Below are 18,443 nucleotides of genomic sequence, written 5' to 3'. Positions count from 1 at the left end.
CCTACTCCGCCTTGAGGCCTTCCACCGGCTCCACGCTGCTCGCCTTGAGCGCCGGATAGATGGATGCCAGGTACGTGACGAGCACCGCGATGACCACGGCCAGGAGCGTCTGCACCGGCTCGATCTTCACCGGCAACGCGGGGATGTAATACACCTCGGGGTCCAGCTTGATGCCCACCTTCTCGATGAAGAGGCACCAGGCCAGGCCGGACAAGAGCCCCAGCAGGCCGCCGGCCACGCCGATCTGCAGGCCCTCCGCGAGGAAGATCTTCACGATGCCCGCGTCCGAGACGCCCAGCGCCTTGAGGACGGAGATCTCCTTGCGCTTCTCCAGCACCAGCATGATGACCGTGGCGACGATGAGGCCCGCGGCCACGATGATGATGATGGAGAGGATGATGCCCATCACCAGCTTCTCCAGGCGCAGCGCGGAGAAGAGGTTCTTGTTCATCTCGCTCCAGTCGCGCGCGCGGTACGGGTAGCCCCCGAGCTTGCGCACCACGTCCGAGGCGATGCGCCGCGCGTCGTCGATGTCCGCCACCTTCAGCTCGATGCCGGTGGCCCCCTTCACATCGAAGAACCTCGCGGCCTCCGCCAGCGAGATGTAGACGAACTTGGAGTCGTACTCGTACATGCCCGAGTAGAAGACGCCCGCCACGCGGAAGGCGCCGTTCTTCGGGACGGGCCCGCTCGGACTCAGCTCGGTGCCCAGCGGCGAGACGACGTTCACCCGGTCGCCCACCACCACGCGCAGCGAGGCGGCCAGCTCACGCCCGAGGATGATGCCCGGCAGCACCTGCTCCTGCGCCGGCTTCGTCGGCCTGCCGATGATGGGATCGACTTCCTCCTCCTCGGCGGGCTCGCCCGGAGCAGGCGGGGGTGCTCCGCCCGCGGGCTTGTCGTCCAGCATGGGCGAGCCCGGTCCGCCCGGAGCACGCTTGGGCAGGATGAGCTCCGGCTTGTTCAGGAAGTCCAGCGAGCCGCCCGGCAGCATGTACGAGGGCAGCTCCGTCACCTCGCCCACCGTCTTCGGGTCGATGCCCTTGATGACGACGCCGTCCACGTTGCCCTCGGAGGCGATCATCACCTGGTTCACGATGAACGGAGACTGGCCGATGACGCCGCGCACCTTGCCGATCTGCTCCATCAGCTTGGGGTACTCGGGCAGATCGCCCGCGTACTTGCTCACCACCGCGTGCGCGTAGGTGCCGAGGATCTTCTGCTGCAGATCGATCTCGAAGCCGCTCATCACCGAGAGCACGACGATGAGCGCCATCACGCCCACGCCCACGCCGCCCACCGAGAGCGCCGTCATCATCATGGTGGGCGACTGCTGGCGCAGCTTGAGCTTGTTGAGCGCGTGGGCCGCCGCGATCGGATCGGCCATGCCCAGCTCGCGGATGCGGGTGCGCTCCACCGCCGCCTCCACCGCGCGGATGATGCCGTAGATGATGAGCGGCGGGATGATGCCCAGCAGCAGCACCGCCATCGTCCCCAGCAGCAGCGAGGGGCGGAACACCGCCACGTGCCGGCGCGCGACGAACAGCTCGAAGCCCGCGCGCAGATCCAGCTTGCCGCTGCCCGCGGCGATGAAGCCGGAGTTGATGCCCAGCACCAGCATCAGCACCAGCAGCCCGAACACCAGCCAGTACCCGAGCTCCGGCCGGCCGAGCAGGCCCGCCACGTACGTCACCTCGCGCAGCCGGTGGCCCAGCGAGAGCTGCAGCGGGCCCACCCGCTCCATCAGCGTGAGGATGATGGGGATGGGCAGGCCCAGGTAGAAGACACCGATGGTGGCCTCGGGCATGGACAGGCGCCGGGCCCGCGCCGCGCCGATGGCTCCCGAGACGAAGGCCACGCCGCAGGCCACCACGAGCGAGACGGCGAAGGCCCAGGGAGGCGCCAGCTGCAGGCCCGAGCCGCCTGCCCCACCCTCCGACTGCCCCACTCCGCTGGACAGCAGCGTCTGCAGCAGGATGAGGACCAGCTCCGCCAGCAGCACGCCGCCGCCGTAGGCGCCCAGGGTGCTCCAGTAGAAGTCCCGGTAGCCCGCGAGCCGGGGGTACAGCGTGGCTCCCGCCGCGGCGCTCGGGCCCTCCGTCGGAGCCGGCGCCCGCTGGATGCCGAACGCCAGCAGCCCCCAGCCGCCCAGCCACGCCAGCACGCCCGCCACCAGGAACTGCATCCCGCTCACGGGCAGTGGCTTCTCCAGCCCGAGCTGGGCCGGCACGAGCAGCGCCGCGTTCAGGGTCTGTAGCAGGCTGCCCCACCCCATCACCGACAGACCGAGCGAGCTGGCCACCTCGGCCCACGCGCCCGAGCGGGAGATGGCTACGCCAAGCAGCACGAAGCCCACAGCGGCGACAAAGGCGCCGCTCCAGACGAAACCCCAGCGATAGACGGTCTGCCGTTCAGCGCTTTGCACGAGGACCCTTGGCTACTTGGAGAGCGGCTTGAGGAGCGGGAAGAGGATGACGTCACGAATCGACGGCGCATCCGTGAACAACATCGCGAGCCGATCAATCCCGATGCCCTCACCCGCCGTGGGCGGCATGCCCTGCTCGAGGGCCCGGATGTAGTCCTCGTCGTAGTCCATCGTCTCCTGCTGGCCGCGCTGCTTGGCCTCGAGCTGGCCCAGGAACCGCTCCTTCTGGTCCAGCGGATCGTTCAGCTCGGAGAAGCCGTTGGAGATCTCCCGGCCGGCGACGAAGAGCTCGAACCGATCCGTGACGTCCGGGTTCTGGTCGTTGCGCCGCGCCAGCGGGCTCACCGCGGTGGGATACTGGGTGATGAAGGTGGGATGGACGATCTTGCTCTCGACGTGGTGCTCGAAGAGCGCACCCACCAGCTCGCCGTGGTTCATCGTCTCGATGGCGCGGCGCTCGGCCTCGGCGTGGGTCGTCTTGAGCAGCTCGTGGCGCAGCCGGTCCGCGTCGACCATGTCCTTGTCGGTGAGGCCGCCACCCACCGCCTCGCGGATGGCCTCCGTCATGGGGATGCGCTTCCAGCCCTTGCCGAAGTCCAGCGTGTGGCCCTGGTAGGTCACCTTGGTGTCGCCGGTGACGGCCTTGGCCGCCTCGGAGATCATCTGCTCGGTGAGGTCCATCAGGTCCTCGTACGTGGCGTACGCCTGATAGAACTCGAGCATCGTGAACTCGGGGTTGTGCCGGGTGCTGATGCCCTCGTTGCGGAAGTTGCGGTTGATCTCGTAGACGCGCTCGAGGCCGCCCACCACCAGGCGCTTGAGGTACAGCTCCGGGGCGATCCGCATGTACAGATCGATGTCGAGCGCGTTGTGGTGCGTGGTGAAGGGCCGCGCCGCCGCGCCCGAGACGAGCGGGTGCATCATCGGGGTCTCCACCTCGATGAAGTCCCGGGCGTCCAGGAACTCGCGGATGAAGCGCACCAGCTTGTTGCGCTTGAGGAAGGTCTGCTTCACCTCGGGGTTGGAGATCAGGTCCAGGTAGCGCTGGCGGTAGCGGATCTCCACGTCCGTCAGGCCGTGCCACTTCTCGGGCATGGGCCGCAGGGACTTGGTGAGCGGGGTGAACTTCGTGGCGGCCAGCGTCAGCTCGTTCGTCTTGGTGCGGAAGACGGTGCCGGTGACGCCCAGGAAGTCGCCCAGGTCGCACAGCTTGAAGGCCTCGTAGGCGTCGCCGAGCGCGTCCTTCTTCAGGTGGACCTGGATCTCGCCGGAGCGGTCCCGGAGCTTGATGAAGGCGGCCTTGCCGAAGCCGCTGCGGGACACGATGCGGCCGGCCACGGTGTAGGTGGTGGGCGGAGCCTTCTCCAGGTCCTCCATGGACTGGGAGCCGTGCTTCGCGTGGATCTCCGCGGCCAGGTGCTCGGGGCGGTAGCCGTTGCCGTACGGGTTGATACCCGCCTCGCGCCACTTGCCCGCCTTGTCCAGGCGCTGCTGGTAGATCTCCTGCTCTTTGGACCCGAGGTCCGCCTCAGCTGCCTTGTCGGTCTTGTTTTCGGTGTCAGCCATGACGCGCCCTTCCAAGGGCGCGGCACCGTAGCCAAGGCCACCCCGGGACGCAACGCATCCTGTGCGCTCGTGTCCTGACGTTGTTGGTAGCGGGCCACGCTACAAATCGCCGGTAAGCGAGTGGCGCGGGAAGCTACAGCTCCTCGTCCGTCGTGCCCTCCGCCCTCTCGGCGCCCTCTGTCCGGGAGGGCTGACTGCCCCTGGTTCGCTGCTTGCAGTGAGAAAGCCTCGTTGTCGGACTTTACCAGGAGACGCCAATGATGAACGCGCAGAGCAGGATCTTCCGGAGTGTCGTTGTCATCGCCACCGCGCTGGGCTTCGGCGCTGGCTGCGGCGGAACCGTGGACGAGCAGCTCGAGCCTGCCCAGGAGCTGGACTCCGTGGCCCAGGAGGCCGTCGCCGAGGAGCCTCGCAAGTTCGAGGATCTGATCGCGGGCCTCGATCGCGACGCGGCCGTGCTCCACACCATCGACTCCGAGCAGGACATCTCCCTGCGCCAGCTTCAGGCCGTCAAGATCGGCGAGAACAAGTATGAGATGAAGGACGCGCTGACCGGAGATGTGACGCGCTTCGCCGTCCAGGTCTACCCGATCACGGTATGGCCCTCCCTGCTCAAGCGCTGCTCCAACGGCCAGATCGTGTTCAGCTGGCAGACGTGCCCCACGCGCATCGTCACCGACCCCCTCACCCGCGTGTGGAAGAACTCCTCCTGTAACTGGCGCGTCCAGGCCGCCAGCACCAGCGCCTGCACCAACACGAGCTCGGGCGGCAGCTACCGGTACCAGTACCTCGAGGCCTGGAAGTGCGGCGTCGGCACCGGCTACTGCGTCGAGCGGCGCGCCGTCCGCACCATCCGCTACGACTACGATCTGGCCGCCTGCAACCCCGCCATCATCACCGGCGTCACCCCCACCGCGTACGACTTCCTCTGCCTGCGCTGAGCCAGGCCGCTGAAGCGCTGAACAACACTTCGTGGGGGCGTGCCCGGCGCGCCTCCACGAAGTCGTTTCCGGGGGGAGCCACCGCCGCTACGGGGCCGACATCACCAGGAAGGCCGCCACCGCCGCCGCCAGCAGCAGCGGGATGAGGATCTCCACCGGGAAGCGGTGGTAGGTGTGCGCCAGGTGCAGCTTGCGCAGGCCGAACCGCCGCTCGCGCTTCACCCGCGTCATCACCAGCGAGGCCATCACCGGTGGAGCCTTCTCCCGCTCCACCTTGCGAACCCGCTGCACCGTCCTCGCGTAGCGATCCCACCCGGCCCGGCACTCGTCGCAGCCGTCCAGGTGCGTGCGGACCGCCTTCGCCTGCGGCTCCGGCAGCTCCTCGTCCGCCAGCGCGAAGAAGAGGGCCCTCGCTTCCAGATGGTTCAGTTGGGGTTCCACGTCCATCAGTCTCCGCTGAATCCCACTCATTCCTCAAGCCGTCCCAGCAGATCCGCCAGCTTCTCCCGCGCCCGGTGGAGCCGGCTCTTCACCGTGCCCTCCGGCAGCTCCGTGATCTCGATGATCTCCTCGTAGCTGAGCCCTTCGATGTCTCGCAGCGCCACCAGCATCCGCGCGTCCGGCTCCAGCTGGGAGATCGCCCACTGCACCCGCGCCCGCTCCCGCGCCGACTCCAACGCCGCATCCGGGGTGGGTGGTGCGCCAAGCGCGCCCGAGAGCGCATCTTCACCCACCTCCTCGTACTCGTCCGAGCGCCCTCGGCCTCGGCGTTTCAGGTACTTGAGGCGGTTGATGCACTGGTTCTTGCTGATGCGGAAGATCCACGTGGAGAGCTTCGCGTCCTCGCGGAACTTGCCCAGGTTCTGGTGGACGCTGACGAAGATCTCCTGGACGAGATCGTGCGCCTCCTCGCGGTCTCCCACCATGCGGACGCAGAAGTCGAAGACGCGGTCCTGGTGCTCGCGCACGAGCACCTCGAAGGCCTCGGGCTCGCCCCGGCGCAGCCGCGACAGGAGCACGCGCTCGCTCTGAGCTTCCGGAGCCCCGGCGCTCACCCCTGCCTCCCGTGCGATGTCGAGCACTTCGCTCGCAGCCACCCGTACCTCCCGCAGCCCGCTTCCCGGGTGCCCCTCCGAGCCTACTACAGCGGCTCCAGCACCCCGCCGCCCCTTGGACACCCGCCCGCCCAGGAGGTTCCCGCGTCTTCTTCACCCTGGGTGATCCAGCTACCCGGGATTTCTTCAATTCACCAGGAAACAGACCTCTCCTCCCTGAGGGAGCTCCATGCGGAACCTGGTGACGCTGCTCGTGGCTGGACTCGTACTCGCCTCCTGCGAGCCAGCTTCCGTCGACCGTAGGACCGAGGCCGACACGGCGAAGCGGACGGTGAAGTCCTTCGTCGCCGGCACCCGGCTGATGAAGACGGAGAGGGCCGTGCCGGGCCGGTACATCGTCGTCCTGGACGAGCAGGCCGTCGCCGGAGCCCAGGTGGAGACGCTCGCGAGGGAGCTCTCCGAGCCGCACGGCGCCACCGTGGAGTTCGTCTACTCCCAGGCCCTCCAGGGCTTCTCCGCGACGATGACGGAGGCCTCCGCGCGGGCGCTGAGCAACGACCCGCGCGTGCGCTACGTGGAGGAGGACGGAGAGATCTCCGCCATGGCCACGCAGTCCAACCCGTCCTGGGGGCTCGACCGCATCGATCAGCGGGCTCAGCCGCTGAATGATGAGTACCGCTACACCGCCACCGGGAGTGGCGTTCACGTCTATGTCCTCGACTCGGGCGTCCGCCTCACCCACTCCGACTTCGGCGGGCGCGCGAGCGAAGGCTTCACCTTCTTTGGGGACACCGTCCCACCGCAGGGCTGCGGACTCCACGGCACGGCCGTGGCGGCAACGATCGGCGGCACGAAGTATGGCGTGGCCAAGGGCGTGACGTTGCACTCGGTGCGGGTGCTGAACTGCCAGGGCGCTGGCAGCGCCTCCTGGCTGATCGCCGGCATCGAGTGGGTCACCGCCCACCACGTGAAGCCCGCGGTGGCCAACCTGAGCCTGGGGGGCGAGCTGCTGATTTCGGTCAATGACGCGATCACCCGCTCCATCAACGCCGGTGTCTTCTATGTGGTCGCCGCGGGCAACCAGAACCGGGACGCCTGCTCCCTGTTTCCCGCGCGGACGGCCTCCTCTCCGCTGGTGGTCGGGGCGAGCGCCGAGTACCTGGACGCGCGAGCCGACTTCTCCAACTACGGACCGTGCGTGGACCTCTTCGCGCCGGGCCAGGACATCACCTCCGCCTCGAGCAGCGATGACTTCTACTGGGGCAGTGTCCAGGGCACCTCGATCGCGAGCGCGCACGTGGCCGGCGTGGCGGCACTCCTGCTGGAGCGCCACCCTCAGGCGACTCCAGCGCAGCTCAAGGCCGAGCTCCTCGCCCAGGCGACGCCGGGCGCGGTCGCCTGGCCCGGCGCCAACACGACCAGTGCCCTGCTGTATGCGCAGACCTGCACCGGCAGCGACTCGACTCCGCCCCAGGTCGTCCTCACCGCGCCCTCCTCCGGCGCGCTCCTGAGCGGCACGGTGACCCTGACGGCCACCGCGGCGGACAACTCCGCGGTGGGGAGGGTGGAGTTCTTCCTCGGCGGCCGCTCGATTGGCCTGGTGACTTCGCCTCCCTATTCGCTGGCCTGGAACAGCACCACGAGCAGCAACGGCTCGGCGGTGCTCACGGCCAGGGCGTCCGACATGAACTGCAACCAGGCGGTGAGCGCTCCGGTGAGCGTGACGATCCAGAACGCCGGGAACGCGACGTTCGATGCCACCTGGGGTGTGCCGGCCTGCTCGAGCGTGGGCAGCCGCTGTGACTCGGTGGGGCTGCTGGAGGGACGCGGGAGCGTGGGTCCCGAGGTGAACTCCCCCAACACGGTGGGCGGCTCCTGCCTGGATGGGACGGGGGGCACATACCGCAGCAGCCCCTCGCTGGAGCGGCTCGTCGTCTCGCGCGCTGACGGCACGCCGTTCATTCCGGGCAAGCAGGTGAAGGTCGAGGCCACGGTCTCCGGGAGCGCGAACCCCTCTGACGAGTTCCTGGACCTCTACGTGGCCACCAACCCGAGCAACCCGAGCTGGACCCTCATCGAGACCCTGCCGGCGGGCGACATGGGCCCCCGAGTCCTGTCGACCACGTACCTGCTGCCGACGAGCGGGCAGCACATCCTCCGAGGCGTGTACCGATCGGGTGCTGGCAATGCCTCAGCGTGTAACCCGGGCTCCCTCACCGACCATGACGACCTGCTCATCACGGTGGGCCCGGCGGAGACGGACTCCACGCCCCCCAGCGTGAGCATCGTCCATCCCACGGGCACTCCGACCATGACGGGCACTGTCTACCTCGCCATGAGCGCGAGCGACGACTTCGGGGTGCAGCGCGTGGAGCTGTACGCCGACGGCACCCTGGTCGGAACCGACTACCAGCCTCCCTACACGATGTACTGGGACAGCCGCCCTCATTCCAACGGTCCCCGCACCCTCACCGCTCGGGCGTATGACGCCGCTGGACACGCCACCACCTCGGCCCCGTTCCAGGTCGTCGTCGACAACGATCACGAGCCGCCCCAGGTGTCCTTCACTACGCCGAGTACCGGCGCGACCGTCAACCAGGAGATCACGGTTGCGGTCAGTGCCAGCGACAACAAGGGCGTGTTTCGCATCGAGCTCCGACTGGACGGAACCTTGTACTCCACCTTCTACAACGAGGTGCGCATCACGACCTGGGACACCCGAACGGTGCCCAACGGCCCGCACGTCTTCAGCGCCACGGCCCATGACGCGGCCGGTAACGTCTCCGAGGAGGCCACGGTGACCGTGCTCGTGGACAACGACTACTCCCCTCCGCAGATCGCACTCACCTCCCCCACCCACGGGGAGAGCTTGAGCGGGACGGTCTCCTTCGCGGTAGCCGCCAGCGACGACAGGGCCGTTTCAGGCGTGGTGTTCTACGTGGACGACGATCGCGTCTTCGTCGACACGACGGCTCCGTACGAATTCTCCTGGGACACCACGAGCGTGTTCAACGGCAGCCACACGTTGAGGGCCAGCGTCGGCGACGTGGGAGGCAACTCGACGGCCAGCGGGACCATCACCGTGGAGACGTACAACCCGGGCCTCGCACACTACGATGCGGTGTTGAAGGCGCCTCGGTGCGATGCCGGGGAAGCTCGCTGCGACACCGCCACCCTGCTCCGGGGACGGGCGCGGCTCGGCCCCGAGCGCAATGCCCCCAACACGCTGGACGCATGCCCCGACGGCGCCCTCGGGAGCTATCAGTATGACGAGTCCATCGAGCGGATCCGGGTGATCCGGCAGGATGGCACCGCCCTGGCTGCTGGAAAGCAGGTCCGGATCGAGGTCGACGTGTGGGCCTTCAAGGCCCCCTATCACTCCTTCAACTTCCTGGACCTGTACGTCACGGCGGATGCGACCCAGCCCTCGTGGACACACCTCGCCACCCTCCAGCCCCCTGGCGAGCGGGCCCATACGCTCTCGGTGGACTACCTCCTCCCCGCAGGGGGCCTGCAGGCCGTGCGCGCCGTCTTCCGACCTGGCGCGGGCCTCGGGCCTTGCAACATGGAGTACGAGAAGGACTACACCGATCGCGACGATCTGGCCTTCGCGGTCGGCCAGGAGACGGACTCCGTCCCGCCGCAGGTGGCGCTCACCGCTCCGGCCAGCGGCACCACGGTGTCGGGCACCGTCACGGTGACGGCTTCGGCCACCGACAACTTCGGCGTGGTGGCCGTGGACTTCTATGAAGACGACATCTTGATCGGCTCGGATGCGTCGGCCCCGTACAGCGTGAACTGGGTCACCCGGAACCGTCCGAACGGCGCTCGCACGCTGACGGCCCGAACCCGCGACCTGGCCGGAAACGTGGCGATCTCGCCGCCCGTGACGGTGACGGCGGACAACGATCTGACGCCGCCGACGGTCACCCTCACCGCTCCCGCCTCGGGCGCGAGGGTGAACGGGACGGTGATGCTCTCGGCGGATGCCACGGACAACCAGGCCGTCGGTCGCGTCGAGTTCTACACCGGCACCCAGCTCATCGGCTCCGACACCACCGCGCCCTTCAGCTACGCGTGGAGCACGGGAGGCCAACCGCTCGGCCAGCACACGCTGACCGCCAAGGCCTATGACGTGGCCGGCACCACGGCGATCTCGGCGCCGGTGGTGATCACCATCGCGGTCGACGTCACGCCCCCGTCCGTCTCGATCACCTCGCCCGCGGGCGGCACTGTCCTCGGGGGCATCGCGACGATCTCGGCGAACGCCTCCGACTCCTATGGCGTGGCGCAGGTCGAGCTCCTCGTGGACGGGACACCGACGGCGACGGACACCACCGCGCCCTATGGCCTGTCGTGGGACACGAAGACCGCGACGAACGGCAGCCACACGCTGACCGCGCGCGCCACGGACAGGAACGGCAACATCGCCACCTCGCAGGCGGTCAGCGTGACGGTCGACAACGCGGCCCCGACCGTCGCCATCACCTCCCCGGCCCCCGGAGCCACCGTGGCGGGGCTGGTCTCCCTCCAGGCGAACACCACGGACGACACGGGCGTGGCCCGGGTCGACTTCTTCGTGGACGGCGTGCTGCTCGCCAGCGACTCCACGGCTCCGTTCAGCGTGAGCTGGGACAGCGGCTCGTGGATGAACGGAAGCCATGCCCTGTCCGCCAAGGCCTATGACGGGGTGAACAACGTGGCCACGAGCACCACCGTCACGGTGACCTCGAGCCAGCCCGGCAGCGCCGTGTTCGACGCCACGCTTCGGGTGCCGAGGTGCGCCACGCCTGGCAACCTCTGCGACACCACGGGTCTGGTGAAGGGCCGGCACTCGTCGGAGAGCTCCTCGCCCAACACGATCAATGGGACCTGTGCCGATGGAACCGACCCCACCCCTTACGGGCAGGTCGACCGGATCAAGGTGTCCAGCATCAGCGGAGCGCCTCTCGCTCAAGGCCAGCGCGCCCGGGTCGAGGTCTACGCCACCATCCAGCCCGGCTCCTGGAGCGAGATCGAACTGCATTACACGGGCAATGCCACCCAGCCTTCGTGGACCTATTTCGCGACGCTCCGGCCGAGCGGGACAAACCCCCTCCAGGTGTTCTCGGCGGAGTACACCCTGCCCGTGGGCTCCCTGCAGGCCGTGCGCGCCCGGTTCCGAGGTCCAGACAGCGCCTTCAACGTGACGTGCAGTGGGCACTCCGATGACGAAGCGGACGACGTGGCCTTCGCGGCGGAAGTCGCTCCGACGGTGACGCTCACCGCGCCCACCAGCAATGCACGCGTCCGAGGGCTGGTCTCCCTGACCGCGACAGCCACCGACGACCTGGCGGTGACGCAGGTCGAGTTCTACGCGGACGGGGCGCTGATCGGCACCGACTCCAGCGCGCCCTACGCCCTGAGCTGGGACAGCTCCACCGCGACGGATGGCGCGCACTCGCTCACCGCGAAGGCCTACGACAACTCCGGCAATGTCAGCACCTCGGCCGCGGTCGCGGTGACCGCCGACAACACGGCTCCCAGCGTGGTGCTCACTTCACCCGCGCAGGGGATGCGCATCCGGGGAAGTGCCGTGCTCGAGGCCACCGCCAGCGACGCCACCGGGGTAACCAAGGTCGAGTTCTACGACGGCGCGGCGCTGCTCGGCACCGACACCAGCGCGCCCTATTCGCTGACCTGGAGCACCCTGAGCGTGGCCGACGGCGCCCATGCGCTCACGGCGAAGGCCTATGACACCCTGGGCAACGTCGGCACCTCGACGGAGGTGGGGGTGACCGTGGACAACACCCACCCCACGGTGGCCATCAGCGCTCCAGCGCAAAGTGCCCTGGTTCGGGGAACCGTCCAGGCCAGCGCCACCGCCAGTGACGCCTCGGGAGTCGCCAAGGTCGAGTTCTACGTGAACGGGACGCTGATCGACACGGACACCACCTCGCCCTACTCCGTGAGCTGGAACACGACGACCAGCGCCAATGGCAGCGTCACGCTCACCGCACGGGCCTACGACATGGCGGGCAACCACACCCAGTCCGCGAGCCGCACGGTGACGGTGGACAACGCCGCGCCCACGGTGGCCATCACGTCTCCCGCCAACGGGGCGTCGCTGTCGTGGAGCGCCACCATCCAGGCCAGCGCCTCGGACAACGTCGGCATCACCCAGGTGGTGTTCTACGACAACGGCGCGGTCCTCGGCACCGACACCACGGCCCCCTACAGCATGAGCTGGAACCTGCTGCTCGAGACGCGAGGGGGGCACACGCTGACGGTCAAGGCGTATGACGCCGCGGGGAACGTCACGACATCCGCGCCCATCTCCGTGACGGTGAACTGAGGCCCGGAGAGGGGGTCGGCCGGACTTGCCGCCAACTGGTATGACAAGCATACCAGTCGGTGGCGCTCCGGCCCGACACGGGCACCTCCCCGGGAGGCGGTGGTTAGTCGACCGAGGCGTTGCGGTTGGGGTTCTTCACCCCCAGCAGCTGCGCGGTGACGAACTGCTCCAGCTCGCCGTCCAGCACCGCGTCCACATTGCCCGTCTCCACGCCCGTGCGCAGATCCTTCACCATGCGGTACGGCGCCAGCACGTAGCTGCGGATCTGCGAGCCGAAGGAGATGTCCTTCTTCTGCGCCTCCGCCGCGTCGCGCTCCGCCTCGCGCTTCTTGAGCTCCAGCTCGTACAGGCGCCCGCGCAGGATCTTGAACGCCATGTCCTTGTTGGCCGACTGCGAGCGCTCCGTCTGGCAGGTGATCAAGATGCCGGTAGGCAGGTGGCGCAGCTGCGCCGTGGACGACGTCTTGTTCACCTTCTGGCCGCCCGCGCCGCCGCCTCGGATGAACTTCAGCTCGTAGTCCTTCTCGGGGATGTCGATCTTGATCGAGTCATCCACCTCCGGGTGCACGTCCACCGAGGCAAACGCCGTCTGCCGCCGCGCGTTCGCGTCGAACGGGCTGATGCGCACCAGCCGGTGCACCCCCACCTCGGCCTTCAGGTAGCCGTAGGCGTTCTCGCCCTTGATGTGCAGGGAGACGTTCTTGAAGCCCGCCTCCTCGCCCGCGACCATGTCGGTGACTTCCACCTCCCAGCCGCGCTGCTCGCAGAAGCGGGTGTACATGCGCATCAGCATGGCGGCCCAGTCCATGCTGTCCGTGCCGCCCGCGCCCGCGTTGATGTCCATGAAGCAGTTGCTGCGGTCGTTCTCGCCGGAGAGCATCCGCGCCAGTTCCAGCTTGGCCACCTCCGCCTCCAGCGCCGGCAGCGTGGCCTCGGCCTCCTGGGCGCTGGCCTCGTCGCTCATCTCCTTGGCCAGCTCCAGCAGCGTCTGCGCGTCATCCAGGCCGCGCAGCGCCTTGTCGAAGGCCCCCACGCTCGCCTCGAGCGTGGACTTCTCCTTCAGCAGCGCCTGCGCCTTGGTGTTGTCGTCCCAGAAGTTGGGCTGCGTGGAGTCACGCTCGATCAGCGAGATGCGAGACCGCTTGCGGTCGAGGTCAAAGATGCCCCCGGAGCGCCAGGAGGCGCTCGCGAAGTGCACCGATCTTCTCCATCGTATCGTTCGCCATGACTTGGTCCTCGGATGCGCGCAAACCCGCGCGCTAGGGAGTCTTCAGGGAAGAAGGAAGCGGCTGCCGCTCGGGCTCGCGGCCCGCCCCCGGGGCCCGGGCCAGCACCCGGTCCAGGTGGAACGCGCCCGCGAAGCCCAGCGAGATGGGCAGGATGAACGCGATGAGGCGCCAGTTGTCCTGATCGAACATCGGGATGACCTTCAGCACCACGCCGAGCACCCCGAGCCCCGCCAGCGCCAGCCAGAGGACGCGCAGCCACCGCCGCGCCCTGACCGAGCCGAAGACGAGCATCAGGCCCAGCGGCACCGCCAGCAGCGTCAGCGGGTTGGCAAGGAAGAGGTTCTCGTTGCGGTAGGTCACCGTGTGGTCGGTGAACAGCCACATGACGAACAGCGCCGTGCCCGGAAAGCCCAGGCCCAGGCCCAGCACCACGTGCTCCAGGCCCAGCAGCACCCGGGGCAGCCGGCCTCCGCGCCGCCCCCAGTACGCGAGCCCCAGCGCGCTGCCGCCCACCGCCAGCCCCAGCAGCAGCATCCACGGCGCATAGCGCGGCGGCTGCTCCGGCGGCGGCGTCCGGTCCGACTTGTAGTAGTCCCACTGCTTCGCGACGAGCGGCGCCATCTGCCCGTCCGCCATCTTCACCTGCTGCGCGGCCACCTGCCGCTCCAGCTCGTCCGGCAGGAACGCCTCCTGCCAGCGGGTGATGGGCCGGTCGATCTCGTCGTTCATCAGGAAGTCGAGCAGCACGCTCATGGGCGGGCTGACCGCGGTGTAGCGCCGCGTGTGCTCGCGCAGCGTCATGCGCCCGACGGCCCTGTCCGCCAGCTGGAGCTGACCTCCCACCGCCCGGTCGATCATGTCCCGGAGCCGGGTGACGCAGTTGTCGTTGTAGTGGTGGTAGAGGTAGTCCCGGTTCTCCGGAAGGACGTTGGTCGCGAGCAGGCGGCCCACCTCCACGCGCTGCTCCGGCGTGAGGTTGAGCTCCTGGATGCGCACGTCGCGGTTCTGCGAACGGTAGAAGCGATAGGTCGCCGACGGGCTCGCCTCGGCCACCCAGAACTCGAGCCGGCCCATCGCGTAGCGGCCGAGCATGGTCGAGTCGAAGGAGAACATCCCGTAGTTGTAGAGGCGCGCCGCGCCCAGCCGCCGGTCCTCCACCACCAGCGAGCCGTGCCCCCACCAGGAGGCCACGTCATCCCCCGGGCTGAACGTCACCAGGGAGATGGCCAGATCCTGCCCCTGGCTCTCCCCCGTGCCCCAGGGCGGAGGGGAGGCCGCATGGGCCGGAGCCGCGACGAGCAGCAGGCCGAGAAGGCAGGCAATCAATGGCGCAGAGCGGGGCATGTTCCGTCCAACACGCTAGAGGCCTGACTACCTATCACGCACGCCGCGCGACACAACGAAGAGCTTCGGCCGAGTGTCAGACGAGCCGCCGAGCACGCCCCGCCTTCACCGCGTCCGCCACCATCCCGGACTCCCCGAGCAGCTTCTCCTCCAGGGCCGCCATCTTCCGGGCCTCGTGGGTGGAGCGCTCGTGGTCATGCCCCAGCAGGTGCAGCAGGCCATGCGCCAGGTAGCGGGACATCTCCGCCTCCAGCGTCCGGCCGTACTCCTTGGCCTGCCGCTTCGCCGTGTCCAGCGAGATGACCACGTCCCCGAGCTGCCTCGGCCCCGGCGTGCCGCGCGGCAGGTCGCCCGCCGGGAAGCTCAGCACGTCCGTGGCCTTGTCCTTCTTGCGCCACGTCCGGTTCAGCCGACGGATGGCCCGGTCTCCCACCAGCGAGAGCGACAGCTCGCACCCGTGCAGATCCAGCCGCTCCAGGAAGGTGCGCCCCAGCGAGGCGAGCGGCCGGGCGAACGCCTCTCCCTGCGCGTGCGCCACCTGCACGGTGACGTGGTTGGCGGGCGTCTCCTCCTTCTTGGGGAGCTCGACGTGGGCCAGCTCCGGCCGGAACGCCGGCGCGCAGATGGACCAGTAGTCACACGCCCCCTGCCCGTCGTTGCGGTAGGTGACGTGCCGGCCCTTGGGCACCCACCCCACCTCGCCCGGGCCGATGCGCTCGCGCTTGCCGTCGATGACCAGCGTCAGCTCGCCGCGCAGCACCAGCACCGCCTCGTCGAACTCGGGCTTCTGCGGAGGCTCGGACCAGCCCGGCGGCGCCAGCATCCGCGCCACGGACACCGAGGCGCTCCCCGTGCTGGCCGCGCCGATGAACTCCTCGATGCGCTTGCCATCCTCTCGAGGGATGAGCTTTCCCTTGCGCAGTCTCACTCGTGAACTCCTCTGGAGGGCGGCTCAGGCCGTCTTGGCCTTGCCGTCCTGCTTGGCTCCGGACGCCACCATGAGCGGGGGCCCCTTCGTGCCCCCGCCCACCGCTCCCGCCGGGTACTCCGGCCGCGCGTGGTAGATGCCCTCGAGCGTGTGCAGGAAGGAGCTGGCGATCAGGTTCAGGTCCTTCAGCGTCAGGTCACACTCGTCGAGCTGCCCCTCGGAGAAGATGATGTTGATCATCTTCTGCACCTGCGCCTGCAGCTTGGCCTTGGTCGGCTCGGGCATGGCGCGCGTGGAGGCCTCCACCGCGTCGGCGATCATCACCAGCGCCGCCTCGCGGAACTGGGGCTTGGGCCCCGGATAGCGGTAGATGCTCTCGTCGATGGGCTGCGGGTTCTCCTTGCCCTCCTGCTCCTTGATGGCCTTGTGCAGGAAGTAGCCCACCGCCCGCGTGCCGTGGTGCTGGGGGATCGCGTCCGCCACCAGCTTGGGCAGGCGGTACTGCCGCGCCATCTCCAGCCCCTCGGTGACGTGGCGCTTGATGATGACGGCGCTCATCGCCGGGGCCAGCGAGTCGTGCCGGTTCTCCCCCTTCTGGTTCTCACCGAAGTAGAGCGGGTTCCGGCCCTTTCCGATGTCGTGGTAGTAGGCGCACGAGCGCGCCAGCAGCGGGTTGGCGCCGATGGCCTCCGCCGCGTTCTCCACCAGCGTCCCGATGATGATGGAGTGGTGGTAGGTGCCCGGCGCCTGGACGATGAGCTCCTTGAGCGCCGGGTGGTTCAGGTTGGCCAGCTCCAGGAGCTTGATGTCCGAGGCGTAGCCGAACAGCGCCTCGATGAGCGGGGTGAGCGCCATCACCATCACCGGCACCGCCAGCGCCGTGCCCACGCAGGCGAACACCGCCGTGAGCGCCGTGTCCCCCGTCAGCCCCTTGCCCTCCACCATGAAGAGGAAGAGCACGGCCACCAGGTTCACCGCGCCGGCGATCAGGCCCGCCTTGAAGATGCCCACGCGATCGCGCGCCCGGGTGATGCGGTCGGCCGCCACCAGCGAGCCCAGCAGCGCGTAGATGCCGAACGACAGCGAGTTGCCCAGCATCACCCCCGCCAGGGACGCCAGCACCACGGCGAAGAAGAGCGCCAGCTCCTCGGAGAGGATGAAGCGCACCAGCATCGCGCCGGCCGCCACCGGGAAGGCGTAGTACAGCGCCTCGATGGGCAGCGCCGTGTACCGGTCCTGCACCGCGTCAGCGATGGACACCCACAGCTGCATCAGCCCCAGCATCAGCACCAGCAGCAGCCCCAGCAGCACCCCGTCCTTGCGCGTGGGCCGGAAGCGCCGGAACGCCGTGCGGCAGAAGACGAAGGACGCGGCCACCAGCAGCGCCACCAGCCCCGTGCCGCCCACCTGCAGCTGGATCAGATCCAGCCGGTCCGTCTGCGCCCGCATGCCCTGGAGGATGACCAGGTGCGTCTCGTTCACCAGCTCGCCGTCGCCGATGACGCGCTGCCCCTTCTTCAGGGCGATGACGGCGTCCTTCACCGCGTCCGCCGCCTTCACCCGCCGCGCGTTCGTCTCCGCGATGTTGATCGTCAGATCCGGCCGCACCATCCGCTTGGCCAGCCGCAGCACCGCCCGGCGCTGCACGCCCGGCGCGTCCGGCAACAGGTTGCCCGGAATGGAGGCGAACCGGTCCATCTCCGCGTAGGCCTCGCGCGTGTCCATCACGTTCGGCGCGTTGCCCGGCAGCGTCTGCTCGCCGCTGTGGCGCACGTCCCGGACCGTAATGCCCTGGGGCCCCTCTCGCGTCAGCTCCTCGCGCGAGCCCGCGATGAAGAGCGGCCCCCGCTCCGAGCCGTACGCTCGCTCCAGCAGCACCAGCGTGGCCGCCTCGGCCTCCTCCGAGAAGCCGTTGGTCAGCAGCGCCTGGAAGTCATCCGCCTCGAGCGCCGTGTCCCGCTGGCCAAACAGCGCCTCCTGAAAATCCCCCTGCAGCGCCTCGCGCTCCTTGCGCTGGCTCTCGAGTTCCTCCGGCGTCGGCGCCGGGGCGGGCTTCTTCGGCTTGCGCGCCTCCGCGGCCTTGCGCGCCTCCCCGTCCTTGCGTACCTCTCCCTCCCCTTCCCCACTCGCGGCGCTCTCCTGGGCGGCCTTCTCGGCCAGGCGCGCTCGCATCTGCCCGAAGGCCAGCTTCACCGCGCCGCGCACCTGCTCCACGACGTCCGGGTTCAAGTCGTAGACGGGGCGGACGGCGTTGCGGGCCTCCTGGCGCCGCTGCTCCGTCATCGCGCTGTAGACAATCTCGTAGTCCCGCCCGGCCTTGAAGCCCGCGGGCGAGTTGGCCCGGAACGGCTTGCCGAGGTGCTCCTCCGTAAGGGCCGGAATCTGCTGGCTGTAGAGGCCGGGGGAGATGACGAAGCCGGCCGCCACCGATACCGCCAGCAGCAGGGCCAGGAGCGTCAGGCGGCGACCCCAGGACTTGTCGCCCAGGCCGAGACGGCGCGTAAGCGCGTCCAGCGGACTCGGCCTTGGGGGAGAGGGTTCCGGTTCAGCCATGGAACCCCGACCCTATGCAAGGCAGGACCGCCCTATCAAGGATGCAGGCCGTCATGCCTTACCCGTTC

The 18,443-nt window shown here is 68.9% G+C and carries 10 protein-coding genes; 2 read left to right on the top strand and 8 right to left on the bottom strand.

The window, feature by feature from the left end:
* Nucleotide 1 precedes the first annotated feature (1 nt).
* Together KY572_RS42655 and lysS are read right to left on the bottom strand one after the other, a co-directional pair.
* A complete protein-coding gene (locus tag KY572_RS42655; RefSeq protein WP_224249517.1) occupies nucleotides 2–2,425 on the bottom strand; it encodes an FtsX-like permease family protein in 2,424 nt (807 codons plus the stop codon).
* Between the two features lie 12 nt (nucleotides 2,426–2,437).
* Entirely contained in the window at nucleotides 2,438–3,991 is a 1,554-nt protein-coding gene (gene lysS, locus KY572_RS42650; RefSeq protein WP_224249516.1) for a lysine--tRNA ligase, read from the bottom strand.
* A 257-nt stretch (nucleotides 3,992–4,248) separates the two neighbouring features.
* Here lysS and KY572_RS42645 point away from each other — a divergent pair, with 257 nt between their 5' ends.
* Entirely contained in the window at nucleotides 4,249–4,932 is a 684-nt protein-coding gene (locus tag KY572_RS42645) for a hypothetical protein (RefSeq protein WP_224249515.1), read from the top strand.
* A gap of 87 nt (nucleotides 4,933–5,019) precedes the next feature.
* On the opposite strand, the gene KY572_RS42640 is transcribed toward KY572_RS42645, so the two are convergent.
* Entirely contained in the window at nucleotides 5,020–5,403 is a 384-nt protein-coding gene (locus tag KY572_RS42640) for an anti-sigma factor family protein (RefSeq protein WP_224249514.1), read from the bottom strand.
* A complete protein-coding gene (locus tag KY572_RS42635) occupies nucleotides 5,400–6,029 on the bottom strand; it encodes an RNA polymerase sigma factor (protein WP_224249513.1) in 630 nt (209 codons plus the stop codon). The genes KY572_RS42640 and KY572_RS42635 overlap by 4 nt, the downstream gene beginning before the upstream one ends.
* Before the next feature lie 187 nt (nucleotides 6,030–6,216).
* On the opposite strand from KY572_RS42635, the gene KY572_RS42630 reads away from it, so the two are divergent.
* Entirely contained in the window at nucleotides 6,217–12,321 is a 6,105-nt protein-coding gene (locus KY572_RS42630; protein ID WP_224249512.1) for an Ig-like domain-containing protein, read from the top strand.
* Nucleotides 12,322–12,424: 103 nt separating this feature from the next.
* Here the strand turns inward: KY572_RS42630 and prfB are convergent.
* The 4 genes from prfB to KY572_RS42610 all read right to left on the bottom strand — a co-directional run bounded on the left by prfB (nucleotide 12,425) and on the right by KY572_RS42610 (nucleotide 18,375).
* Nucleotides 12,425–13,547, bottom strand: a protein-coding gene (gene prfB / locus KY572_RS42625) for a peptide chain release factor 2 (protein WP_224249511.1) whose coding sequence is annotated in 2 segments (ribosomal slippage) — nucleotides 12,425–13,477 and nucleotides 13,479–13,547 — 1,122 coding nt in all. Because the reading frame shifts where the segments join, the coding sequence is not laid out codon by codon here.
* 33 nt (nucleotides 13,548–13,580) lie between these two features.
* On the bottom strand, nucleotides 13,581–14,894 hold the full coding sequence (locus KY572_RS42620) for an Lnb N-terminal periplasmic domain-containing protein (protein ID WP_224249510.1): 1,314 nt from the start codon (nucleotides 14,892–14,894) through the stop codon (nucleotides 13,581–13,583).
* A 76-nt stretch (nucleotides 14,895–14,970) separates the two neighbouring features.
* Entirely contained in the window at nucleotides 14,971–15,822 is an 852-nt protein-coding gene (gene ybeY, locus KY572_RS42615) for an rRNA maturation RNase YbeY (protein ID WP_224249509.1), read from the bottom strand.
* A 24-nt stretch (nucleotides 15,823–15,846) separates the two neighbouring features.
* Nucleotides 15,847–18,375, bottom strand: a complete 2,529-nt coding sequence (locus tag KY572_RS42610) for an HD family phosphohydrolase (RefSeq protein WP_224249508.1) — start codon at nucleotides 18,373–18,375, stop codon at nucleotides 15,847–15,849.
* Nucleotides 18,376–18,443: the final 68 nt, after the last annotated feature.

The organism is Hyalangium gracile, from assembly GCF_020103725.1.
Classification (GTDB): Bacteria; Myxococcota; Myxococcia; order Myxococcales; family Myxococcaceae; genus Hyalangium; species Hyalangium gracile.
This window is presented reverse-complemented; position numbering and strand designations above follow the sequence as displayed.